We start from the raw sequence: 23,377 nt of genomic DNA, 5'->3' as shown, positions 1-23,377 counted from the left end.
GGATCAAGTCAAAAAAGGCAGTTAACAATGCACAACTCGCGTATACAAGATGTATACATTAATAATCTGTCTGACAGTTCGATTTTCTTATGTGGATCTGTAGAGCGGATTCAGTCCAAATTCGTGGGCAGTAAAGAAAATTACCTATATAACATACAAGAGATTAATAGCAATAATAGAGAGGCTTTACGTTTAGACATCCCTCTTGCGACCTGGTCGAACCAAGTGAATGATGATGTTGAGATTTTAAATGATTCTGAGGAATCAAGCATTAATATTAAATTTATTAAAATCTTATCGATTGGCTCTGGAACGACCTTTCAGATTGGAAATGGTAGCTCAGTTCATCTGGAGAGTCGAACCAGTGAGTTCAAGCGGGAAATAGCTTCAGAAGATGAGGGGTAATTTGGCATATTTGTTGATACTTATTTTGTAAAAATAAATTAGTTTACATAATCATTATTATGTAAACTAATTTAAGGTACTGTCCTATAAGAAAGTACTTATCACAAATAAGGGAGCTTCGAGCTACGAAAAGGAGGGCTATCAAAGGTATTCTGCTATAGATATAGCATTAAACTTATAATTAGAGAAAGCCTGCACATTTGCAGGCTTTCTCTAATTTGGTGAACGAACATATTTATTTAGAAACCTTCGCGAAGCCATGTAGTCGCCAGCTTGATGGCGGCTTTTTTGGCATTGGTTTCAGCTAAAGGATTAAGCATCACGAAATCATGTATGATCCCTTGAAAACGAACTGCCGTGACTGTGACTCCAGCTTCACGTAATTTGGCGGCATAAGCTTCACCTTCATCACGTAGAACATCTGCTTCACCCGTTATGACTAGTGCTTCAGGTAGATCGCGTAACTGATCTACACTAGCTCGAAGCGGGGAAGCTGTGATCTGCTTCCGCTCCTCAGGGTCAGTTGTATATTGATCCCAGAACCATTTCATTCCATCACGCTGCAAGAAGTATCCTTCGGCGAATTCATGATAAGATTCGGTATCAAAGGAGGCATCCGTTACCGGATAGAACAAAAGTTGTTTCCCTATCTTCGGGCCACTGCGTTCTTTAGCCATAAGCGTAATGGCGGCTGCCATATTTCCACCGACACTATCACCGCCTATGGATAGCTTGCTAGCATCAAGTGCATGTTCACTACCCTGTGCAGCGATCCATTTCAGAACAGCATAGATTTCTTCAATTGCTGTAGGATATTTAGCTTCTGGAGAGAGGCTGTAATTTGGAAAAACAATGGCAGCCTCCGCTCCGACAGCTAGTTCACGGATCAAGCGGTCATGGGTATGTGCATTACCAAACACCCAGCCAGCACCATGAATGTAAAGGATCACTGGCAACGACGCGGAAGAGGAGCTAGGGGGCCGGACAATTCTTATGGAAACATTACCATTAGGTCCTCCTGGCACCATAAGATCTTCAATTTCGACTTCAGGTTTATATATCTCACTGGATTGTACAGTATCTACCGTCTCACGGCCTTTTTCTGGTCCAAGATCAGGAAGGAACGGAGGTTTGGAATTATCATCAGCAAATTTCTGCGCTGCTGGCTCAAGAATGATCTTTGGTTGATTTGACATGATGTATCGTCTCCTTTATCTGGTCATAGTATAGTTTACCCTCTTCATACCATAACCATCTAAACGAATGCTGAAACGATATGAGTCTTACAATGCTTTTTGTTGATCCTCACGAATTTCACTTTTTAAATCCCTTATTCCAGCAACCGTTTGTTTATGTTTGATACGGAAGATCAAAATAAACATCAAAGTAATAAGTAACGGATAGCCTATTGCCCAGCCTGTAAAAGGAAACACGGCGGTGGTAGCTAGAAAAGAGATCCAGCTAATCGTTACGCCTAATCTACTTCCCTTAAGTAGGCGTATCCCCGCAGCACAACCTCCGATATAAGACAGGATAAAAGTCGCATTTGGAAACTGGATCAAAGTAGTGATAGATATCAATCCGCTGCTGTACAGTGACATGACCGTTACAAAACAGAGGAGCAGGAAAGCTATCCCACCGATAGGGGTATGATATGGTTTGGATAGTCTTCCCATCCATTGCGGTGCATAGCCCTGACGTGATAACGCATAAGCCACACGCGAGGCAGCACCGGCATAAGCGATAATGGTGGCGGTACAGATGAAGAGACCTGTAAGTCCTGCGATAAATCCTCCCCAGCGTCCAAGGGGCTGGCTGATGATCCAGACAAGTGAAGTGCTCGACCCACCTTTAAGGTAGCTTTGTGTGCCAACCGTTGCTAAAGCGGATAAGAAATATAGAACACCTACAATAATAGCAGCGATGGTCACACCTTTAACTGCAGCACGTTGTGGATCTTTGAACTCCTCAGAGAGATGTGAGACAGCTTCCCAACCAATAAAACACCAAAATAGAATTGCTGCAGCCTGTCCAATGCTCATCCATCCGTGTGGGGCAAAGGGAGTGAAGTGTTCAACCTCCATTCGAGGAAGCGCAGTAGCAAACGAGAAGACGAGAACAGCTACAATCGCAATCACTACAGCAATTTGTACCTTTCCCGCCACTTGCATACCAATCCAGTTTGTAATTAGCCCAATGGCCAACATCACCGCAGCGATAGTAATTCTCGCAGGTTCATCCCAGCCCATTGCGGCTGTCATATAACCAGCTCCGGTCAGCGCAGCGACAGGCGCACCAATCGGAACGGACATTAGGAAGAACCAGCCCACTAAAGATCCGGCTTTAGGTCCGAAAGCAAGGGTGACGAAGTGGGACACGCCTCCTGCGTTAGGAAATTTGGCAGAGAGCAGGCCCATCGATAAGGCCATTGGCAAAATCAACAGCGTCATAAATCCCCATGCCAGCAATGAAGCGGGACCTGCCATTTCTGCAGCCAGTCCGGGAACGATTAAGACTCCCGAGCCCAATACAGCGCCGATATAAAGAGCTATGGCTTGCGGCATGCCGATGTTTCTTCGTAAAGTGGTTGAACTTGAATCTTTCATGATTTTTAATCCTGCTTTCATTGTCTTTTGTTATAGAGTAGCAGATAATAGATCCATTGGAAAAACAGATTTTTTGAATAGTATCCATTCGAAATTCCGATGGGTAACTATTATTCAGGGGGCACGTATGGAATCACGTCATCTTTTTACCTTTATAGTCGTAGTGGAGACGGGTAGCTTCACACGCGCTGCACAGAAGCTTGATTATGCACAATCCAGTATTACCGCACAGATCCAAGCATTAGAGACTGAAATAGGTCAGCCTTTATTTGATCGGATCAGTAAAAGGATCATCCTAACCGATGCAGGCCGCCGTCTGCTCCCATTCGCTCAAGAGATCTCCAGAATGCACTCTCTAGCGCAAGATGCTCTTCGCTCCGAGAGTGAGCTAACAGGGTCTTTACGCATTGGCGCACCTGAATCCCTGGCTGCTTTTCGTTTACCAGGCATTATCAAGGAGTTTCGCGTGAAATATCCAAAGGTCCAAATTCTTCTGAAGCCTGGGGCCTGCTGGGAGCTAACGGATTTAGTTCGATCCGGTGAATTGGATTTGGCCTTCCTACTGCAACCAGAGACGGAAGATAAAGATCTGAATATAGAAACACTGGTGCATGAACAAATGACCCTGATCGCTCCGCCGGATCATCCCTTATTGAATCTTCCAGTGGTAGAACCGGTTCATCTTAAGGGAGAAACGATATTGCATACGGAAACTGGTTGTAGCTACCGTACTTTATTTGAACATCATTTAAACAGACACGGGGTATTTCCGGACCCTACGTTAGAGTTTTGGAGTATTGAGGCGATCAAGCAATGTGTTATGGCGGGTCTAGGCATCGCTTTTATTCCAATGATTACAGTGAGCAACGAATTAGCGGAAAGGAAGTTAGCTAGGCTGAATTGGAATGATGAATCGCAGCGTGTGGCTACTCAAATTGCCTATCATCATAAGAAATGGAAATCTCCTGTTCTAACAGAGTTTTTAAAAGCTGTACAAAAGCATGCTGAAAAATGGAGCAGCTAAGTTTAATTCTTGTAGCTATTCTATGGTACAATAGATTGTCGAAAACAAGGGAGGCTCGAAGCCATGAATGAGTGGAGTGAAGACTACGAAGAGGGGCTTGAGGCTTTTTTAATCTGGATGAAGGATGCCGGTTACACTCCCTATACGCAGAAATCCTATTTAGTGGATGTAAAACAGTTTTTAGAAAGTCTGAATGGTAAAAAGCTAGAGTCCGTAAAGAAGCTACATGTTATTTCTTTTCTTACGTCAGTGCGTGAACGTGGAGTAAGTGATGCTACCCGTAACCGGAAGCATGCCTCAATTAACTGTTTTTTTAAGGCATTAATTGAGCTGGAATTGCTTCTAACCAATCCTGCAGCTGGGATTAAGAAATCTAAAACTGAGATCAATCGCGAACCGGTCTACTTAGATGAAGGTGATCTGGGGCGATTTTTGTCTTCTATAGATGGGAAATACAAAGGTCGTAATTTAGCAGTCTTTTTACTGATGTCCTATATGGGGCTTCGGGTGGGGGAAGTCCACACGCTTAATTTAAGTGATTATAATGTAGAAAGACATTCCCTTCGAGTGTTCGGTAAGGGACGTAAATGGCGTAATGTACCGATTCCAGAGGATGTGGTACCTTTTCTCGATCTGGCGATTGAAGAACGATTAAATCCTTGGCGCAGTAAAGAGGAAGCTATGTTCATTTCACAGAAAGGACGCAGGCTGTCCATACGTGGCATTCAGCAAATCGCTGCGGACACCTTCGATCGTTTCCAAAGGGATGTGCCTGCTGCACAACGTCGACCCTATTCCAGCCATAAGCTACGACATTCCTTCGCTACCATGCTGCTACGAAAAGGTGCGGATCTGAGGACGGTTCAGGAGCTGCTGGGGCACTCTTCCATTCAGACAACAACGGTTTACACGCATATCACGAGCCGTGAGAAGGAAGAAGCCATGTCGAAATTGCAAGTCCAGATTTGATAGAATTCAAAGTGCAATTCTTTTCGTGAAAAAGGGGCTATCCCCGGCCATGTATCATGACAACAGGGAGAGCCCCATGTATTCATTTGCTTATAGTTCTAGCTTAGCTATCTCAGCTTTAAGCTTCTCGGCAGATTTCTGGAATAGAGCTCGTTCTGTCTCATTTAATGGAAGATCTAGTACTTCTCGTACACCGGACCGATCTACGACGCAGGGGGCGCCAAGGTAGACATCCGAAACTCCGTTATAATTATTCAATAAAGTAGATACGTTCAATACAGAACCTTCATTATGAAGAATGGATACTACAATACGATCTAGTGCTAATGCTATTGCGTAAGAGGTTGAGCCTTTGGCATCAATAATTTCATAAGCGGCATTCTTAGTATCCTGGAATATTTCATCTTGTTCTGCTTCGTCAAAACCGAGATCAATCCCGGCAACATTCGCTAGACTCCAAACAGGAAGTTCCGAGTCTCCATGTTCCCCGATAATCTGACCATGAATACTGCGTGGATCAATTTCTTTGTGGCGTCCAATCAGGTAGCGAAAACGTGCACTATCCAGCACCGTTCCGGAACCGATGACTCTTCTGCGATCAAAACCGCTTATTTTCAAAGTGGCATATGACAAAATATCTACAGGATTAGTAGCAATAAGTAGTATCGCATGTTGATTATATTTCGTGATTTTTTGAACGATATCTTTGAAAATTGAAATGTTTTTGCGGAGAAGATCTATCCGGGTTTCACCCGGTTTTTGTGATGCACCGGCAGTTACAATGATGATATCCGCTTCCCGGCAATCTTCATATGTACCAGCCCATAGCTTCACACCACCAACAAAGGGCATGCCGTGATTCATATCCAATGCTTCTCCAAGGGCTTTCTTTTGATTAACGTCAATAAGTACGAGCTCAGGCATACGTCTCCGTAGAAGTAATGTATAGGCTGTTGTTGTACCAACTGCTCCAGTACCAATGACTACGACACGATTGGGTTTCGGGGGGGCCATGATTCCATCTCCTCAGTAATTAAAATTTTTAGCTTTTAATCTTGTCCATCATAATCGCTAACGATATTGTTTTCAAGCAGGTCTTATTTAATGCATTACCCCATTTTGGGCATACTTAATAGAAATTCTCTAATCAATTTGACAACAAGACTAGACAGGAGAGAATGTAAGAATGGATTTATTTCGCAAAAAACCGCTAATCGCACCTTCAAACTCGGGCGCAACCAAGTTAAACAAAACACTTGGTGCGCTGGATCTAACCATGCTAGGTGTAGGAGCGATTATTGGTACTGGTATTTTTGTAATGACAGGAGTAGCGGCAGCAGAACACGCTGGTCCTGGCCTTGTCATTTCATTCCTGTTAGCCGCGTTTGCCTGCGTGCTGTCAGCCCTTTGTTATTCAGAGTTTGCATCGACCATCCCAGTCTCCGGAAGTGCCTATGCTTATAGTTATGTAGCTTTTGGAGAATTACTCGCTTGGATTTTGGGCTGGGACCTTGTGTTAGAGTATGGCGTTGCAGCAGCTGCAGTAAGCAGTGGATGGTCAGGCTATTTGCAGGGACTTTTAGAGGGCTTTGGTATCCATATTCCTAAAGCACTATCCGGGGCGTATAATGCGGAAGCAGGTACCATTATTAATTTACCAGCAGTAATAATCATTTTACTAATTTCCTACTTACTAACTCGGGGAACTAAAGAGACTGCTCGTTTTAATGCGATTATGGTCGTTATCAAAATAGCTGTAGTGCTTTTGTTTATCGTAACTGGATTTTTCTATGTTAAACCAGAGAACTGGACTCCATTTCTACCCTTTGGCTATCAAGGTGTTGTAAACGGTGCGGCAACTGTCTTCTTTGCCTACATAGGTTTTGATGCGTTATCGACTGCTGCAGAAGAAGTAAAACAGCCACAGCGCGATTTGCCTATAGGGATTATTTCATCCCTTGCTATATGTTCTGTATTGTATATCCTAGTTTCACTTGTATTAACAGGTATTATACCGTATACGGATCTCAATGTTAGTGATCCCGTTTCTTATGCGCTTCGTGTTGTAAATCAAGATATGATAGCGGGTCTAATCTCTGTTGGAGCTATTGCGGGAATGACCACTGTACTGCTCGTAATGCTGTTCGGTCAAACCCGACTGTTATTCGCAATCTCACGTGATGGTCTTTTACCACGAGGATTGTCTAAGATCAATGCTAAAACACAGACACCTATTCGTAGTACGTGGATGGTTGGGATCATTATAGCTGTATTAACGGGCTTTATTCCTTTGGATCGATTGGCTAACTTAACAAGCATTGGAACACTGTTTGCCTTCTTTGTCGTTTCTTTGGGGGTAATTGCCCTGCGTGTTATTCATCCCAATATGAAAAGAGGGTTCAGAGTACCCTGGGTACCCTTCATTCCATTGCTAAGTGCGGCAACATGCGGATATTTGATGTATAATCTAGGAAGTGAGACATGGATTGGGTTTCTGATTTGGACGAGTCTTGGACTTCTGATCTATTTTCTATACGGCTACCGTAATAGTAAGTTAAATCATAAATAAGATTCCAATTGAGAGGAGAGAGGGCATTGACATCTAGAACCGCTGGATTGAAAACTCTAAGAATGTTTATGATGCTATTTTTTTTAGCGTGGATAGTCTCAGCATGTTCTTCACCACCACCGGAGCCTTCTCCACAGCCACAGCCTACAGAAGCACCGGAAGAAGGACAGACGATTACTCTGATTACACCACCAAGTAACAATACTAACAAAGAGAGTGGCCCGAAATATCAGGTTCAAACTCGAATTACGGGTTTTCATCTGCTTAGTGAGACAGAGGGCATGGTATGGGGTGTAACAAAAAATGAACTTCGTTTGTACGTTACCCATAATAACGGGGCGACCTGGGCTAATATTTCTCCTGCACCCAATGTGCAGTTCCTGTCCACACCTGTCTATGGAAAAGGTATCTTTTTTACTGACTCTAACCATGGTTGGATTATAAGAAGTGCTTTTGGTACGACAGAGAATATAGTGCTACGAACCACAGATGGAGGGAAAAGCTGGAAAATCTCTTCATTAGGTGATGATAATAATGTATCTTCCGTTTATTTCAATTCACCAACTCAGGGATGGCTAATGACCTCTGCGAACGCTACTCCTAATAAGGAAAGCAAGGCGATTTATTCAACGTCAGACGGTGGGGCCACATGGGAAGAAGTGATGCAGAATGAACAGTATAATCCGAACCTTCCCAATCATTCGATCCCGTTCACAGGTGTAAGTACTGGAATGATCTTCAAGAGTCGTGTAGAAGGATTTGTGACTTTGCAGACCGGTGCCCTTCCTAAGATCTTTATAACTAAGGACGGTGGTCAGAGTTGGAATCCAGGACAGTCTTTTCTGGTAAATGAACAACTGGAAAGCTGTGACAGAGTCATTACTGGCAAACCAGAGTTCTTCGATGCTAGTAAGACTAATGGTTGGATGTCTGTGGGCTGCCAAAATGATAAAGATAAGACGATTACTTACCACGGTTACTTTACCGCTAATGGTGGAGATAACTGGAAATTCACACCGTTTGAATTAAAGAGTCCAACCGGAGGGAATCATCAGAGCGCTCCGACGTTTCTGAATTCGCAAGTTGGTTGGGCCATTATTGGTGATACTCTTTACCATACCGCTAACCAAGGGAAAACTTGGCTCCCTCTAAAGGAGAGCAGTGTTTTGCAGTCTAAGCTTGAGGAATATCCTGAGACGATTAAGATGGAGTTTATTTCCACAGAGGTGGGATGGCTTTTACTTGAGAAAAAAGAACAAAAACGCTCGCTCCTCTTACAAACTACAAATGGTGGGATTAGTTGGCGTGTGATGTAAAGTGAAGTGAAGCTGTTTCAAAAGTAGAGGATAATACTTTTGAAACAGCTTTTTTTGAATAAGAATGAACTTCTAAATCAATATGTTTTTGATTGATTGAATATAAGGAAAAAACTTAATTAAAATTTTCTTTATGGATGTGAAAAAAATCACATGACATTTAAATGATCGTGTGATATATTTAACACATAGAACAAGTTCAAATTTTCACAAACTTAACTTTCGAATAGGAGAGATTACAATGAAAACTTTTGAAACAGATTATATGACAAGAAACTTGCTGCAACTTTGCTACAACTGTGATGACGCTCACCTGTGTGAAACGGAAGAACAATGCAGAGCATGCTGGGCAGACAATGGTATGTTAGATGTTGAGACTGACGAAACGAAGCAATTGCTAGACCTCGTTCATGCTTAATCTGATCACTCAAAATTATGATTAAAGACCACTCGATTTCTTGATTTCTAAGAAAACGAAGTGGTCTTTTTGCATGAAGTCTCACTAATTTAATGCTTTCTGGACTAGAAGAGGCATATACATGTACAGAAGTGCCTGAAGTTAAGTTAAGGGTTGAATTAATGGGTATGAAGGGGGAAAATGTCATGGGAATGGGCCCGGATCTTTCATGGATGTTTGATTTCTCTGGAACAGTGATGCCAATATTTCTCATTGTAATGGTTGGTATTCTTGCAGTATCAGCAGGCAGGGGTTTGCTTCAATGGAGCCGGAACAATAGCTCACCCATGCTAACCATCCCTGCCCGTATCGTCAGCAAGCGGAGTGAAATAAGGCAGCAGCAGGTTCAAGAAGATAATGGTTCAAGTCGTACGAGTACAACCTACTACTTAACGTACGAATTGAATGGGGGCAGTCGAATTGAATTTAAAGTAGATGGCCATGAATATGGCATGAGTGCAGAAGGCGATAAAGGCATGCTTACCTATCAAGGAACTAGATATCACGGATTTGAGCGACAACCACAATACTCCACAGCGGAGTAGTCATTAGCTATACTTTCATACTTAAACCATTCTTCTGTTCCATTCAACGGAGCAGAGAGAATGGTTTTTATTTGCGGACTATTAAGAACCTAAGGGAAAGCAAATGGCTTTAAAATTAGGTTGGAACTGTCACCTCTTGGGCTAATGCACATACAATACACCATGCAGTTAAGAACGAGGTTGTTTACGAAGCAACCCCAAGGAGGAGACAGCGTGGCCGTCATCAAAACGAACTCGGAAGATGTGAAGGTGCTAGCGCGGTTGATGAGAGCGGAAGCTGAGGAAGATGGAGATCTCGGTATGCTTATGGTCGGCAATGTTGGTGTCAACCGGATTCTTGGCAATTGCCTTGATTTTTTGAACATTCGTAATGTGAATGACATGGTCTATCAAAGTCCAGGAGGATTTGAAGCCCCGCAGAAAAGCTACTTCTATCAACGAGCAAGAGAAGCAGATATCCGACTTGCTAAACGTGCAATTGCAGGTGAAAGAACATGGCCAGCGACCAATGCTTTATGGTTCTTCCGTCCTGTAGGAGATTGCCCTCCAACCTGGTATAACCAACAAAACACAGGCCGCTTTAAAGCTCATTGCTTCTTTACTCCGACTGGAGAAGATTGTCCGTCTGTATTTATTGGTAATTAACAGGGTAACTGTGTAAAAGAGAATTACTCATTATTATGAGTAATTCTCTCAGTAAGCTAGTGCAAAGGTTCTTTTGTGTCCAAAGGGAGCAACTGCTCCGATAAACATTTAGGAGGTTTCATTAAATGATCGTTCAACCATACCGTCCCGTCACTTATACTATTGGTAGTGTTTCTTCTTCAGGTATGCAAATGCCAATGTCTACAGGAATGCAAGGAATGCAAGGAATGCAAGGCATGCAAGGCATGGGTAGCATGCCGCCACAAGTTAGCAGTGGAAGTCCAATGACACCAGGAGGGGTTGTAGTTCAAAACCCACCTCAACAGTTTGAACAATCGTATATCGAAAATATTTTCAGACTGAATTTAGGCAAAGTAGGTACATTTTATTTTACTTATGAAAATAACAAAGAGTGGAATGCCAAAGTTTACAAGGGTGTGCTGGAAGCTGCGGGCCGTGACCACATTATTATTAGTGACCCAGTAACTGGTCAGCGTACTGTATTACTTATGATTTATTTTGATTATGCTACATTTGATGAGCCCCTTACTTACCAGTACCCTGGAGTGATCGGCAATCCTCCAACAACAAGAAACTGTCGCTAATCAAGTCCTTATATTTCTGGATGAACCCCAACACTTAACGGTGAGGGGGTTTTCTTTATACATACTGATATTTTGGAATAATAAGGGGAATAAAGACCCATTTTTTTTCGAAAGGACACGCATGCTTGCGGTTTGCCCCAATATATTAATATAATAAAGTATATATTCAAAAACGTGATTCCAGACTGGAGATGAAACCATTGGGAAATTGATACTGAAAGGAACAACTGGCAAGCTTCTTGCCGATACTCTGAAAAAACGAAGGAGGTGGGCCTATCCATCCGTACGGAGAATGATGGATAGGATTATAAATTGAGCGACCCTTTACCCGGTATATTACACGTAGGTCTTATTATTTTGTTGGTATTATTAAATGGATTTTTTGTTTCAGTCGAATACGCAATGGTGAAAGTACGAAGCGGTAGAATTGATACCCTTATTGAAGAAGGTAGTAAAAAAGCTTTAAAAGCGAGAAGCATCGTACGCAACTTGGAAGGTTATCTATCCGCCTGTCAGCTTGGTATTACATTGGCTTCACTTGCGCTAGGATGGTTGGGGCAACCCGCTATAGCTAACCTTGTTGGGCCCTTATTAGGAAGTATAGGTTTTGGAGTAACCGCTGTTAATGTTGTATCTTTGATTATTGCTCTAATGTTTATCACTATCTTGCATATCGTACTAGGAGAGCTTGCACCTAAGACTATTGCAGTTAACAAGGCTGAATCTGTCCTTTTGCTAACATCTGGGCCGATGAATGTGTTTTACAAGATCATGTATCCAGTGATTTGGATCGTAAATGGGCTGGCACGTGGTTTATTACGGATCTTCCGTTTATCCCCTGCTTCAGAGCTGGGAACGGCGCATACGGAAGAAGAAATCCGTATTATCATGCAAGAAAGTAATAAAAGCGGCTTTATTGATAATACCGAAATGGCGCTGGTTGACAATATTTTTGAATTTGTGGACACAATGGCCCGTGAGATCATGATTCCTCGAACAGAAATGATCTGCCTGAATAATCATCTTTCAACGGAAGAGAACCTTGAGATTGCTTTTGATGGAATGAGGACGCGTTACCCAGTCTGTGATGGTGATAAGGATCATATCCTAGGCTTTATTCATATCAAGGACTTAATTAGGGATCGTGAACAAAGCTATAATAAATTGATTCGTCCTATACTAACCGTACCAGAATCTATACAGATTAGTGCTCTGCTGAAAGTCATGCAGCGCGCAAAGACACAAATCGCCATTCTGATTGATGAGTACGGTGGAACATCAGGAATGGTTACGCTGGAAGATATCATGGAGGAAATTGTAGGAGAAATTCAGGATGAGTTCGATGAGGAACGTCCTGGTGTTGAGAAGCTGGGGGAGGATGAACACTCCATCGACGGCTTGATGCTTATTGAAGAGATCAATGATCTTTTGGGGCTCCATATGGATACCGAGGATTATGATACGATAGGCGGTTGGCTGTATTCTAAATTGGAGGTTAATCCACCTCAAAAAGGACAGTCTGTAGAATTTGATGATCATCTGTTTATTGTGGAAGAAACGGATAATAAGCGGATTTCTCGAATTAAGCTGCTGAAGTTACAGCTATTGACTGAAGAAGCTGGTGCATAACGAACTTATTAGTAATATTAGGACACAGTGCTATAGCGCTGTGTCTTTTTTACAGTGTTTTTACAGTATAGTTTGCCAAAAAGAGAATAAAAATTATATAATTTTAAATGTATATGATAAAAACTACATTAGTCCACAGAGGACAGAAAGGAACTCTCCTTGAGTAAACCTAATAAAAGTACAAGCGTTCCCCAGCTTAGCAAACAAGAGAAACGGCGGGTAGAACAGGAGCAGCAAAAGCAGAAGACGAGAATTTTAATTATTAGTTCAATTGCTTTAGTAGTCATCATTTTTGTTGGATTGTTTATGTTAGCTTCGAAAGATGCCGCAAAAAATGCAACTTCGGGAGAACCAGTAGCATTCAATTACAGTGAGCTACCTAGAGTCGGTAAAGAGGATGCACCTGTTAAAATTGTTGAATTTGGAGACTTGAAATGTCCAGCGTGTTCCCAGTTTGCAACTTCAGTTAAACCGAAAATTGTTCAAGATTTTGTCAACGAGGGAAAAGCAGCGCTCTACTTTGTAAATATGGCTTTCGTTGGTCCAGACTCTGAAACTGCCTCACTTGCTGCATTATCTGTTTACCATCAGAATCATGATGAATTCTGGAAGTTCTATGATGCTGTATATGCTCAGCAAGGTGATGAGAGCGAAGAATGGGCGACTGAAGATTTCTTAGTAAGCCTTGCGGAGAAAGAGAAGTTAGCTATCGATTACGAACTGCTTCGTAAAGATATTAAAGATCGTACGTATGCAGATGAGCTGAATAAGGGTATGCAGTTAGCTAGTGAAGCTGGGGTGACGACTACACCATCCCTTTATATCAATGGAGTAATGACTGCGGATCCATTTAACATTGAAGCGATTTCAACTGAAATTAACGACGCCGCAAAAGCTGTGGAGGCAAAGTGACAAAGTTCCTATCTTTTTGCAAGCGTAACTGCCTGTATCTGGCCTGGTTCGTCTCTTTAGTTGCTGTTGCTGGTAGCTTGTATCTGAGCGAAGTATTGAAATATGAACCTTGTAAGCTTTGCTGGTTTCAGCGAATTTTTATGTATCCTCAGTTATTCCTCTTGGGAATTGCAACCTTTCGAGGGGATAAAAGGATTATCCCATATGTACTTCCACTAAGCTTGATTGGTGGCAGTATCTCGATCTATCATTATGCGGAGCAGAAGATTCCTGCGTTAAGTAAAGTGCTTCCTTGTACAATTGGTGTTCCTTGTAATAAGGATTACTTGAACTTTTTTGGATTCATTACGATTCCTTTCCTTGCATTAATCGCTTTTGCTTTAATTAGCATTTTACTTTGGTACGGACGCAAGGAAGAAGAAGTGATGGAGTTAGATACAGAGGAAAGTTTAGGATTTTGATTTTTTAATTTTAAAGGATCCGAAAAAATGTGAAAAGTGATTAAAAACACGATCCAGAGGGATAATTGAAGAGAATGAAAGAGAGCATCCAATAAGACGCTGTATTTGCGCTTACTGGATGTTTTTTCATTCTTTTTTCATTTTTTTCAACGCTTTACTGTATACACTTTGTAGACTAATATTAGACCTTGTGAGAAGTTGAATATGCGCTGAATTTTCTTAGGAAAAACGGGGGAACCAAACTTGGCATATGTGCCAATGGGGTGAATCGGAATGGGTCGATTAGACTTATACCGTAGGGCTAAACCACAGCCCGAATCCGCCAGCTAACCTCGTAAGCAAAGGTGGGATAATGACCATGCATAGCATGCGGATCATTTCCGTATGCTATTTTTAGTGTCTGCATTTATGAAATCCACCAATGAAAACAGCGCGCGGAAATTCCGTTTCAGCTCCCAAAGAAAGGAACTGTATCCACCATGGTAAGCAAGGTAAAACGACTATTGATCGGGCGTCCGATGAAGTCGAACGAACTCGATCATGAAAAGTTATCCAAGGTTAAAGCACTGGCTGTCCTGTCTTCTGATGCGCTCTCGTCTGTAGCCTACGGAACGGAACAAATTTTGATTGTACTGGTGGCTGCGGGGTTTACTGCCATCTGGTATTCCCTGCCAATTGCATTAGCCGTATTGGGCCTGCTGGCCATCCTGATTTTATCCTATCGGCAGACGATTTACGCTTATCCTCAGGGAGGCGGAGCTTACATCGTTGCCAAGAGTAATCTTGGTGTTCCGACAGGGCTCTTAGCAGGAGGGTCTTTGTTAGTGGATTACATTCTGACCGTAGCTGTTAGTGCGTCGGCAGGGACGGATGCGATCACATCGGCTTTTCCAAGTCTTCATAATCACACAGTTCTTATTGCAGTATCAGTTATTATTTTACTTACTTTGATTAATCTTCGCGGAGTTACAGAATCAGCTTCATTCATCGCAATCCCAGTGTATTTGTTTGTGGTGTCGATTGTAGTCTTGATAATCTCCGGTGTTATTAAATATGCAGCAGGTGGCGTGCATGCGAATGTCCCTGAAATTGGCTCTGCTGTTTCTAATGTTAGTTTGTTTCTACTATTAAAAGCCTTCAGTTCTGGCTGTTCGGCACTTACGGGTGTAGAGGCTGTATCTAATGCCATTCCAAACTTTAAAGCACCAGCTGAAAAGAACGCAGCCAAGACCCTAATGGTCATGGGGGTTATACTTGGATTTATGTTTACAGGTATCACACTACTGGCGTATTGGTACGGCATAGTGCCTGATGAAAAGGCAACGGTTGTTTCTCAGATCGCTGAATCGACCTTTGGCCGCGGAACCTTATATTTTTTCATTCAAGGTATCACAGCAGTAATTTTGTTCTTGGCAGCTAATACAGCTTACTCAGCGTTCCCGCTGCTCGCATTTATGTTTGCAAAAGATAAATATATGCCACATGCTTTTATGGTTCGTGGTGACCGTCTAGGTTTCTCTAATGGTATTATTTTTCTAGGTGTTCTGTCTGCTGTTCTTGTAGCTGCATTCCACGGAAATACAGAAAGCTTGATTCCACTTTATGCGGTTGGTGTATTCATTCCTTTCACATTGTCACAGCTAGGAATGATGGTTCATTGGTTTAAAACAAAACCAGCGGGATGGAAAAAAAGATTTGTTGTAAATACCATCGGTATGCTGACTACATTGACGATTACGCTTATTTTTATCATCACTAAATTCTCAAGCGTATGGATGGCTTTCATTTTCTTACCTGCTGTAATGTTCGTGTTCCACCGGATTCACAGGCACTATTTGAACACTGCAGATCAGCTTCGTATATGTCCGAGTACAGATAAACCTTTGATTAAAGGCAGTACAGTTGTTGTTCCAGTTGCGGGTGTAACACGTGCTGTACTACATTCCATCAGCTATGCCAAGTCTCTAACGGATAATGTTGTAGCCGTGTATGTTGGCTTTGATGAAGAGGACATTCAAAAAATGGAGCAACGGTGGGAGGAATGGAATCCGGGTGTACGCCTGATCGTACTTCGTTCCAGATATCGCAGTATTATTCGTCCGTTAGTGAAATTTATTGATACAGTGGAGTGGAAGACCGCAGCGACGGATCATATCACGATTCTGATTCCACAGTTTATAACTAAGCATTGGTGGCAAGCTGTACTTCATAATCAGACCAGCTTTTTAATCCGTTCGTATCTAATGAATTCAAAAGATGTTGTAGTTGCGACTGTCCCATATCATTTGAATAAATAATGGATCATTAAGGAGAGGCTATATCCGGAACGTTCGGAATATAGCCTTTTTTTTGTATTTTTAAGAAGGAAATTATTGCAAATCCACAAAATTTAAAATTTATATGTTGACATAGAGAATGAGAATCAATATCATTTAAAAGTGAGACTGAGGTAGTCAACACCTTTGAATAACATAGGATGTACACACTAGGAGGGTATTTAATGTTTTTGTTTAACAGAAAAAGATTTGGAAGCATGAAATTAATGATGGTCGGATTAATGGTGATGGTGCTATTCTTATCCGCTTGCGGTAATAATAATCCCGGTAACGCTTCAAACGCAGGAACAGAGCCAACGACGGCACCTACTGCTGAAGCTCCTGCAGCTCCTAAGACGTTAACGGATGCAATGGGACATGAAGTAACGATTCCAGCTAATCCTGGGCGTGTACTGGGTTCTTATTTGGAGGATGCTTTGGTAACTCTAGGTGTGACTCCAGTAGCGCAATGGTCAGTGACTAATGGTATTCAAGATTATCTGTCCACTGAATTGAAGGATGTTCCTACGATCAGCTACGATCTTCCGCTCGAGGCAGTAACCAGCTTCGCTCCGGATCTTATCCTCATCCCATCGGAGTCATCTGTACAGAATGGTATCTATGACCAACTGAATAAGATTGCACCGACTTATGTGATTGGGGATAAGCTAAATCAAGATTGGCGTAAATCGCTACTCAAGATTGGTGAAATTCTGAACAAGACCCCTGAAGCAGAGAAAGCCATTAAAGATTATGAAGACAAGGCGGCTGCAGCGAAAGAAAAGCTTAAAGGAGCTATTGGAGATGAGTCCGTGGCGATTTTATGGTTGGTACAAAAGAACTTCTATATTGTAGACGAAACCCGCAGCAGTGGTGCTGTATTATATACAGACCTTGGTGTAAAGCTGCCTAACTTAGTAACAGAAATTCCTGTTGGTACAAGAGCTACTTGGAATCCAATTTCGCTAGAGAAGCTTTCTGAGCTGACAGCAGATCATATTATCCTTGTAAATAGTGATAAGACTGAGGGTTCGGAGATTCTGGACAGTGCAATTTGGAAAGGCATCCCGGCTGTAAAAGCTGGTAATGTGCATGAAATGAGCTCAACAAGCAGTTGGCTATACAGTGGTGCGAACGCTGGTGGCAAAATTATTGACGATGTGTTAAAAAGTTTTGTGAAATAAAAAGTCGTAATTCACCTTGAATGAGACTTATCATTTGGGTGGGGAAGGGCGTGCAGATCAAGTATCTTAGGATACTTAGATCTGCACCATTTTTTTATAAACCATTCCTGTATTACTGAAAAATAACTCCTACAATTGTACAACCTAATTTTTTTTGCGATAATGAGAATGATTGTTGTTATCATATAGACCATTGTAACTATCGATTAAGGAGACGACTCATGGTTTCACCCTCAGATTTCGCACATCGTAATAAAAATGATACACAAAAAGCTATACATACCCGACCGGCAGCTGCAATGGGTATTCTAGTGATTGGACTCGCTGCCATTGCCTTTGGACTGGCACTTTCGGTCTCAGTGGGTGCGGCAGATATCAAGCTAGCTACGGTATGGGAAGCAATATTTCATTTCAATCCAGATGTACAAAAACATCAGGTGATAAGAGAACTGCGATTTCCACGCGCGATAGCAGGTGCATTGGTCGGTGCTTGCTTCGCAGTAGCAGGGGCAATCATGCAGGGGATGACAAGGAACCCTCTTGCGGATTCAGGTCTGTTAGGCTTGAATGCGGGAGCAGGTGTAGCGCTGGCCATAGTTTTTGCTTTTGCACCTTCGCTCTCCTTCACTTCACTTATGTTGTTTTGTTTTATAGGTGCTGCTATAGCTTCTTTTATCGTATTTGGAATCGGGTCGCTATCTTTTAATGGCCTTACACCTTTACGTTTGACGCTGGCAGGTTCCGCGGTAAGTGCACTACTAGTTGCTGTTAGTCAGGGCATAGCTATTCTTTTTAACTTATCCCAAGATATAGCCTTCTGGTTGGCTGGCGGAATGGGCGGGGCAAGCTGGACTCAGATCAAGATTATTTTTCCTTGGGTGTTCGTGGCATTAATCGCAGCGATGATGTTATCGCGGTCTGTCACCTTGCTCAGCTTAGGAAGAGAAGTTGCAGTTGGTCTGGGGCAGCGGACAAGATTAGTACAGTTGGCATGTATGATTGTTGTAGTAGTTCTTGCCGGAAGTGCAGTCTCAATGGTTGGCCCGATTGCTTTTATAGGACTAATTATTCCACATGTAGCACGTTATTTCGTTGGAGTAGATTATCGGTGGATCATTCCTTGCTCGGCAGTTCTTGGGAGCTTATTGATCATCTTTGCGGATATCGCCGCTAGAATGATAAATGCCCCTTATGAGACGCCGCTAGGCGCATTAATTGCCATCATCGGTGTACCTTTCTTTATTTACTTAGCGAGTAAGCGGAAGGGGGAGCTGTAATGCACAGAACAACCCTTTCTCCCAATGAAAATGAACGCCGTACACGTGCTATTACAGTGTTAGCGGTCCTTGCCATATTGATCGTTGTTGTTTTTATTGTCAGTATGAATACAGGATTTATGCGTCTATCCCCACGGGAGGTATTACATACACTGCTGGGTGATGGAACTCATCAGCAAAAGCTTATCTTATTTGATTTCAGATTACCTCGCATCGTAATTTCATTGTTGGTTGGAGCGGGCTTTGCAGTGTCAGGCTGTATTTTACAAAGTCTCGCAAGAAATGCACTTGCCGAACCGGCTACGCTGGGCATAAGTGCGGGTGCTGGTTTTGCGGTAATCATTTTTATCTCGTTTTTTCCGGCTACAACAGCAGCTCCGGTATTTGTCTTGCCGCTCTTAGCGCTTGGAGGGGCTAGCTTAACCGCCGCTTTAATCTATATTCTTGCTTATAGAAAAGCAGATGGTCTATCTCCAACAAGGTTGATCCTTATCGGGATTGCAGTCGCTGCCGGAATTAACGCTTGCCAGCTGGTGTTGGCACTTCGGCTTGATCCCAATAATTATCAGTTTGTAGCGACTTGGATCGCCGGGAAAATATGGGGGGGCGATTGGAGATTCGTCCTTGCTCTGCTACCTTGGATAGCGATTCTGTTACCGTTCGCCTTCTATAAAGCCCGTATTCTTAATGTATTGAATCTAGGGGACCATACTTCAGTAGGACTTGGAATGCGAGTGGAGAAGGAGCGTATTCTCCTTCTAGTGACTGCAGTTGCGCTTGCCGGCTCCTGCGTTGCTGTAAGTGGAGGAATTGGCTTTGTCGGCCTAATTGCACCACATCTTGCCCGCAAGCTTGTGGGACCCCGTCATCAGGTATTATTGCCTGCTAGTGCGTTGACAGGGGCGCTTCTTATGATTACTGCTGATACTATCGGCAGATGGGTGTTACAGCCTGCAGAAGTTCCAACAGGCATCGTGGTTGCGATCATTGGTGCACCTTACTTTTTATATTTACTCGCCAAATCGAAAGCATAATGCGTACGAAGCGAGTTTTACTATGTAGTTCATTCTAGGAGCATAGCTCCATAAAACTTTTAAGGAGTTGTTAACATGTCAGAACGTTTGAACACAGAAGAGTTAAGTATTGGGTATGCAGAGGCTACAATTGTTAAAGGGTTGAACTTAACTATCCCTACGGGAAAAATAACCGCACTAGTGGGCGCTAACGGTTCTGGTAAATCTACAATTCTTAAAACAATGGCCCGGATCATGAAGCCTAAGAGCGGCAGCGTAATGCTGGACGGCAAATCGATCCATAACTTTTCAACGAAAGAGGTAGCTCGTCAGCTTGCGATCTTACCGCAAAACCCAACGGCTCCAGACGGACTAACGGTCTCTGAACTTGTCAGCTATGGTCGCTTCCCGCATCAAAAAGGATTTGGCACAATGACAGCAGAGGATCGCAGCATTATCTCCAACGCAATCACTGTTACAGGTATGGAGCCTTTCCATGACCGTCCGATTGACCGCTTATCTGGAGGACAACGTCAGCGTGCTTGGATCGCTATGGCATTGGCGCAAGAAACTGACATTCTATTCCTGGACGAACCAACAACATTTCTAGATATGGCTCACCAGCTTGAAGTTCTACAGCTTCTGCAAAAGCTGAATGAGGAAGAAGGCCGTACCATTATCATGGTCGTGCATGACTTGAATCATGCTACTCGTTATGCGCAGCATATGGTAGCTATTAAGTCTGGTACTGTGGTTAGTGAAGGCTCACCTACAGAAGTTATGACACCAGATGTATTGCGGGAAGTGTTTGGAATTGAGGCAGATATTGTTCCAGATCCACGTACAGGTGTGCCGCTGTGTCTTCCTTACGAGCTTGCGGCCTACAAAGCCGTATAATTATATTGAAATCATACAACGAACAGGCTCCCGTCATTGACAAGGGAGCCTGTTCGTTGTTACAGTTGTGGTTGCCTACAAATCCATGATACTACTACTAAAAATAGATCAAGGACCATCATTTATACATGGTTAAAGGAGCATGAAACATGAATATTGACAAAATTCAAAATGACCTAGAGCAGCTAATGACTACAGGGATTGTGAAGAGTCATGAGAACTTAAAAGATCACGTGTATACTAAAATGGGCGGTAAAGCTGATATTTTGGCAGCACCAGCTACTTATGAGGAAATTCAAAAGATCGTTACATATGCGGAACAGAATGGGATCACCCTTACGGTACTTGGGAACGGCTCCAACGTGATTATCCGTGATGGCGGTGTGCGTGGGATCGTGCTGCAAACGGCAGGATTAACCGAAATGGGGATTCGTGACAATCTCTTATATGCGGAGTGTGGAGCCAAGATTATTGATGTTTCCAGATATGCACTGGATATGGAGCTTACGGGTCTTGAGTTCGCCTGTGGCATTCCAGGAACGGTTGGTGGAGCGCTTTACATGAACGCAGGTGCTTATGGCGGAGAAGTTAAAGATGTATTGCACAGTGCGCTGGCTATAACTAAGAGCGGGCAATTGGTGACTCTGCAAGGGGATGAACTGCAATGGGGTTACAGAAAAAGCGTGTTCGCAAGCGGTGAATACATCGTGCTTGAGGCGAAATTTGCTATGACTTCCGGAGATGCATTATCCATCAAGGCGAAAATGGATGAACTTACTTACTTGCGTGAATCCAAGCAACCGCTTGAGTATCCTTCCTGTGGTAGTGTCTTTAAACGTCCTCCAGGTCGGTTTGCAGGTCAGTTAATTCAAGAGAGTGGCTTGCAGGGAACAAGAATCGGTGGTGCTGAGGTATCCAAGAAGCATGCAGGGTTTATTGTAAATGCAGATAATGCAACCGCCAGCGATTACATCGGGCTAATTCACCATGTAAGAGCGACTGTGAAGGATAAATTCGGCGTGGAGCTTGAAACTGAAGTGGAGATCATTGGGGAAGAGTAACTATTAATTAGAAAGAGCCCACAGATTACTGTGGGCTCTTTTGCTGTCGTTACAAATGGTTTAATCCACTGAAAGGGTATATTTAGCTCTTTCAGTAGTTATTTCCGCCTTGCGATCACTTATGTCCTCAATCCGAAGCCCGTCAATAGCTAAGTCATAGGTGGAGTGTGGTAGCGATACTAGCTCACCATCGGCGTTTAAAGTGCTGCCAAATCCTTTTAATATTAATGCACTCCCAAGATAATCATCGATAACATCCTCCGCACTCCGAAACTCAACAGCCTCTAGATTAAAATGAATTTTATCCAGATCACGAAGCTCTTTCTTTTCAATTACAATAGTTTCATTCACATGACTGTTAATCCAGTCCATAAGTTTCTGTATACTTTGTTCCATTAGATGATCCCACCCTTACCTCGAAGATTATTATGTTTAAGTTACCCTTTTCTTAGGATTTGAATCCTTATTTTCGCCACATCTGAGCGGATTTGAACAAAGGAAGGTACTAAGGAATAGCGAATGTTACAGAATAGCAACAACAGAGATAATCCTCTACAACCAGAATAAGGATAGAAGAAAGTTAACTATTCTAAAAAGGGGGGAGTGTTATTGATTCAGCTAACTGAGGTCTCAAAATATTATCAGGAGAGGTGTGCAGTTGATCAAATTACTTTCACGGTGGAGAAAGGTGAGGTCTTTGGATTTCTAGGTCCCAATGGTGCAGGGAAGACTACAACGATGCGAATGATGACAGGGCTTCTTCAGTCTACAAGCGGAGAGATTTTAATTAATGGCATGAATATTTCACGTCATAAAAAAGAAATCCATGCTCAAATTGGTGTTGTTTTCGAGCTTCCGAACCTATACATGCGTAGTTCTATTCGAAATAATCTGGAGCTGTTCGCTGATCTGTATAGGGTAGCAGGAAATCGAGTGAATGAAGTCATGGAAACCCTCCAGCTGTTAGATAAGGAAAAAGCTAAAGTAAGCAGCTTATCCAAAGGCTGGAAGCAGCGTGTTCTAATCGCCAGAGCATTATTACATAAGCCTCAAGTGTTGTTTTTAGATGAGCCTACAAGTGGGTTAGATCCAAATTCAGCTTCACTCATACGTAATCACGTCAAGAGAATTCAAGAAGAAGGCACAACCATCGTCTTAACGACGCATGATATGCACGAAGCCGAGGCATTGAGCGATAGAGTGGGCATCATGCACGCTGGTGCCTTGGTGGCACTCGATGAACCGCATAGACTTAAGACCATTTATGGTAAACCAGAAATTGAAGTTAAATATCAGCAGGATGGTAAAGTGGTTATGAAATCCTGGCCGATTGCAGAAGAAGCTACTAAAGATCATATCTATCAGTTAATGTCTACGAATCAAATTCTAAGTATGCACAGCAAAGAAGCTTCGCTGGCAGATGTATTCGCTGCCCTGACGGGAAGTGAGCTAAGTTGAGTTATCAGATATGGAAGCTGTATAAACAT

23 protein-coding genes and 1 riboswitch are annotated in these 23,377 nt (G+C 42.7%); of the genes, 19 read left to right on the top strand and 4 right to left on the bottom strand.

Annotated elements, in window-relative coordinates; genetic code table 11:
* The first annotated feature begins 27 nt into the window (after positions 1-27).
* A complete protein-coding gene (locus tag MKY99_RS16235) occupies positions 28-405 on the top strand; it encodes a spore germination protein GerPE (RefSeq protein WP_339264994.1) in 378 nt (125 codons plus the stop codon).
* A 239-nt stretch (positions 406-644) separates the two neighbouring features.
* Here MKY99_RS16235 and MKY99_RS16230 read toward each other — a convergent pair whose 3' ends face one another.
* Positions 645-1,601, bottom strand: coding sequence for an alpha/beta hydrolase (locus tag MKY99_RS16230; protein ID WP_339264992.1), 957 nt, complete (start codon positions 1,599-1,601; stop codon positions 645-647).
* Between the two features lie 87 nt (positions 1,602-1,688).
* Positions 1,689-3,011 (bottom strand): amino acid permease, encoded by a 1,323-nt coding sequence (locus MKY99_RS16225; protein WP_339264990.1) that lies wholly within the window; start codon positions 3,009-3,011, stop codon positions 1,689-1,691.
* Positions 3,012-3,138: 127 nt separating this feature from the next.
* Between MKY99_RS16225 and MKY99_RS16220 the strand changes: the two genes are divergently transcribed.
* The gene (locus tag MKY99_RS16220; protein ID WP_339264988.1) at positions 3,139-4,035 is read left to right on the top strand and encodes a LysR family transcriptional regulator; all 897 of its coding nucleotides are present in this window, start codon (positions 3,139-3,141) and stop codon (positions 4,033-4,035) included.
* A gap of 63 nt (positions 4,036-4,098) precedes the next feature.
* Complete coding sequence (locus MKY99_RS16215; RefSeq protein WP_076283590.1) at positions 4,099-5,004, top strand: tyrosine-type recombinase/integrase; 906 nt, start codon at positions 4,099-4,101, stop codon at positions 5,002-5,004.
* Positions 5,005-5,094: 90 nt separating this feature from the next.
* Here MKY99_RS16215 and MKY99_RS16210 read toward each other — a convergent pair whose 3' ends face one another.
* The gene (locus MKY99_RS16210; RefSeq protein WP_042188714.1) at positions 5,095-6,018 is read right to left on the bottom strand and encodes an L-lactate dehydrogenase; all 924 of its coding nucleotides are present in this window, start codon (positions 6,016-6,018) and stop codon (positions 5,095-5,097) included.
* Positions 6,019-6,190: 172 nt separating this feature from the next.
* Here MKY99_RS16210 and MKY99_RS16205 point away from each other — a divergent pair, with 172 nt between their 5' ends.
* From MKY99_RS16205 to murB, 15 genes are all read left to right on the top strand, one after another.
* Positions 6,191-7,573, top strand: coding sequence for an amino acid permease (locus MKY99_RS16205; RefSeq protein WP_339264986.1), 1,383 nt, complete (start codon positions 6,191-6,193; stop codon positions 7,571-7,573).
* Between the two features lie 26 nt (positions 7,574-7,599).
* The gene (locus MKY99_RS16200; protein ID WP_339264984.1) at positions 7,600-8,889 is read left to right on the top strand and encodes a YCF48-related protein; all 1,290 of its coding nucleotides are present in this window, start codon (positions 7,600-7,602) and stop codon (positions 8,887-8,889) included.
* Positions 8,890-9,130: 241 nt separating this feature from the next.
* The gene (locus MKY99_RS16195) at positions 9,131-9,307 is read left to right on the top strand and encodes a hypothetical protein (RefSeq protein ID WP_179085723.1); all 177 of its coding nucleotides are present in this window, start codon (positions 9,131-9,133) and stop codon (positions 9,305-9,307) included.
* 191 nt (positions 9,308-9,498) lie between these two features.
* Entirely contained in the window at positions 9,499-9,891 is a 393-nt protein-coding gene (locus MKY99_RS16190) for a DUF2500 domain-containing protein (protein WP_042194012.1), read from the top strand.
* A gap of 213 nt (positions 9,892-10,104) precedes the next feature.
* The gene (locus MKY99_RS16185) at positions 10,105-10,536 is read left to right on the top strand and encodes a cell wall hydrolase (protein WP_042188711.1); all 432 of its coding nucleotides are present in this window, start codon (positions 10,105-10,107) and stop codon (positions 10,534-10,536) included.
* 125 nt (positions 10,537-10,661) lie between these two features.
* On the top strand, positions 10,662-11,141 hold the full coding sequence (gene gerQ, locus MKY99_RS16180) for a spore coat protein GerQ (RefSeq protein ID WP_094875742.1): 480 nt from the start codon (positions 10,662-10,664) through the stop codon (positions 11,139-11,141).
* A 312-nt stretch (positions 11,142-11,453) separates the two neighbouring features.
* Positions 11,454-12,770, top strand: a complete 1,317-nt coding sequence (locus MKY99_RS16175) for a hemolysin family protein (RefSeq protein WP_042188644.1) — start codon at positions 11,454-11,456, stop codon at positions 12,768-12,770.
* 159 nt (positions 12,771-12,929) lie between these two features.
* Complete coding sequence (locus tag MKY99_RS16170; RefSeq protein ID WP_042188642.1) at positions 12,930-13,682, top strand: thioredoxin domain-containing protein; 753 nt, start codon at positions 12,930-12,932, stop codon at positions 13,680-13,682.
* Positions 13,679-14,143 carry a disulfide oxidoreductase gene (locus MKY99_RS16165; RefSeq protein WP_042128176.1) on the top strand — a complete coding sequence of 155 codons (465 nt, stop codon included), beginning with the start codon at positions 13,679-13,681 and terminating at the stop codon, positions 14,141-14,143. The genes MKY99_RS16170 and MKY99_RS16165 overlap by 4 nt, the downstream gene beginning before the upstream one ends.
* A gap of 197 nt (positions 14,144-14,340) precedes the next feature.
* Positions 14,341-14,499, top strand: a riboswitch (cyclic di-AMP (ydaO/yuaA leader).
* Positions 14,500-14,622: 123 nt separating this feature from the next.
* Complete coding sequence (locus MKY99_RS16160; protein ID WP_339241452.1) at positions 14,623-16,440, top strand: APC family permease; 1,818 nt, start codon at positions 14,623-14,625, stop codon at positions 16,438-16,440.
* Positions 16,441-16,643: 203 nt separating this feature from the next.
* A complete protein-coding gene (locus MKY99_RS16155; protein ID WP_339264978.1) occupies positions 16,644-17,642 on the top strand; it encodes an ABC transporter substrate-binding protein in 999 nt (332 codons plus the stop codon).
* A gap of 221 nt (positions 17,643-17,863) precedes the next feature.
* Positions 17,864-18,919 (top strand): iron ABC transporter permease, encoded by a 1,056-nt coding sequence (locus tag MKY99_RS16150; RefSeq protein WP_339264976.1) that lies wholly within the window; start codon positions 17,864-17,866, stop codon positions 18,917-18,919.
* Positions 18,919-19,953: an iron ABC transporter permease gene (locus MKY99_RS16145; protein WP_042188634.1), complete on the top strand. Its 1,035-nt coding sequence runs from the start codon at positions 18,919-18,921 to the stop codon at positions 19,951-19,953. The genes MKY99_RS16150 and MKY99_RS16145 overlap by 1 nt, the downstream gene beginning before the upstream one ends.
* A 75-nt stretch (positions 19,954-20,028) precedes the next feature.
* Positions 20,029-20,829: an ABC transporter ATP-binding protein gene (locus tag MKY99_RS16140; RefSeq protein WP_042188632.1), complete on the top strand. Its 801-nt coding sequence runs from the start codon at positions 20,029-20,031 to the stop codon at positions 20,827-20,829.
* Between the two features lie 149 nt (positions 20,830-20,978).
* Positions 20,979-21,890 carry a UDP-N-acetylmuramate dehydrogenase gene (gene murB, locus MKY99_RS16135; protein WP_339264973.1) on the top strand — a complete coding sequence of 304 codons (912 nt, stop codon included), beginning with the start codon at positions 20,979-20,981 and terminating at the stop codon, positions 21,888-21,890.
* A 60-nt stretch (positions 21,891-21,950) separates the two neighbouring features.
* Here murB and MKY99_RS16130 read toward each other — a convergent pair whose 3' ends face one another.
* Positions 21,951-22,286: a hypothetical protein gene (locus tag MKY99_RS16130; protein ID WP_042188628.1), complete on the bottom strand. Its 336-nt coding sequence runs from the start codon at positions 22,284-22,286 to the stop codon at positions 21,951-21,953.
* 213 nt (positions 22,287-22,499) lie between these two features.
* Here MKY99_RS16130 and MKY99_RS16125 point away from each other — a divergent pair, with 213 nt between their 5' ends.
* Complete coding sequence (locus tag MKY99_RS16125; protein WP_339264971.1) at positions 22,500-23,348, top strand: ABC transporter ATP-binding protein; 849 nt, start codon at positions 22,500-22,502, stop codon at positions 23,346-23,348.
* Positions 23,349-23,377: the final 29 nt, after the last annotated feature.

The organism is Paenibacillus sp. FSL R5-0470, from assembly GCF_037975205.1.
Taxonomy (GTDB): Bacteria; Bacillota; Bacilli; order Paenibacillales; family Paenibacillaceae; genus Paenibacillus_AQ.
Note: the sequence above shows the minus strand (reverse complement) of the source record. Positions and strands in the feature narration are given on the sequence as shown.

Bases quoted from the DNA above. Each gene is read 5' to 3' on its own strand.
- gerQ (WP_094875742.1), top strand. From the start codon at position 10,662: ATGATCGTTCAACCATACCGTCCCGTCACTTATACTATTGGTAGTGTT.
- MKY99_RS16195 (WP_179085723.1), top strand. From the start codon at position 9,131: ATGAAAACTTTTGAAACAGATTATATGACAAGAAACTTGCTGCAACTT.
- MKY99_RS16145 (WP_042188634.1), top strand. From the start codon at position 18,919: ATGCACAGAACAACCCTTTCTCCCAATGAAAATGAACGCCGTACACGT.
- MKY99_RS16210 (WP_042188714.1), bottom strand. From the start codon at position 6,018: ATGGCCCCCCCGAAACCCAATCGTGTCGTAGTCATTGGTACTGGAGCA.
- MKY99_RS16220 (WP_339264988.1), top strand. From the start codon at position 3,139: ATGGAATCACGTCATCTTTTTACCTTTATAGTCGTAGTGGAGACGGGT.
- MKY99_RS16160 (WP_339241452.1), top strand. From the start codon at position 14,623: ATGGTAAGCAAGGTAAAACGACTATTGATCGGGCGTCCGATGAAGTCG.
- MKY99_RS16225 (WP_339264990.1), bottom strand. From the start codon at position 3,011: ATGAAAGATTCAAGTTCAACCACTTTACGAAGAAACATCGGCATGCCG.
- MKY99_RS16140 (WP_042188632.1), top strand. From the start codon at position 20,029: ATGTCAGAACGTTTGAACACAGAAGAGTTAAGTATTGGGTATGCAGAG.
- MKY99_RS16205 (WP_339264986.1), top strand. From the start codon at position 6,191: ATGGATTTATTTCGCAAAAAACCGCTAATCGCACCTTCAAACTCGGGC.
- MKY99_RS16215 (WP_076283590.1), top strand. From the start codon at position 4,099: ATGAATGAGTGGAGTGAAGACTACGAAGAGGGGCTTGAGGCTTTTTTA.
- MKY99_RS16230 (WP_339264992.1), bottom strand. From the start codon at position 1,601: ATGTCAAATCAACCAAAGATCATTCTTGAGCCAGCAGCGCAGAAATTT.
- MKY99_RS16130 (WP_042188628.1), bottom strand. From the start codon at position 22,286: ATGGAACAAAGTATACAGAAACTTATGGACTGGATTAACAGTCATGTG.
- MKY99_RS16235 (WP_339264994.1), top strand. From the start codon at position 28: ATGCACAACTCGCGTATACAAGATGTATACATTAATAATCTGTCTGAC.
- MKY99_RS16155 (WP_339264978.1), top strand. From the start codon at position 16,644: ATGTTTTTGTTTAACAGAAAAAGATTTGGAAGCATGAAATTAATGATG.
- MKY99_RS16190 (WP_042194012.1), top strand. From the start codon at position 9,499: ATGGGCCCGGATCTTTCATGGATGTTTGATTTCTCTGGAACAGTGATG.
- MKY99_RS16150 (WP_339264976.1), top strand. From the start codon at position 17,864: ATGGTTTCACCCTCAGATTTCGCACATCGTAATAAAAATGATACACAA.
- murB (WP_339264973.1), top strand. From the start codon at position 20,979: ATGAATATTGACAAAATTCAAAATGACCTAGAGCAGCTAATGACTACA.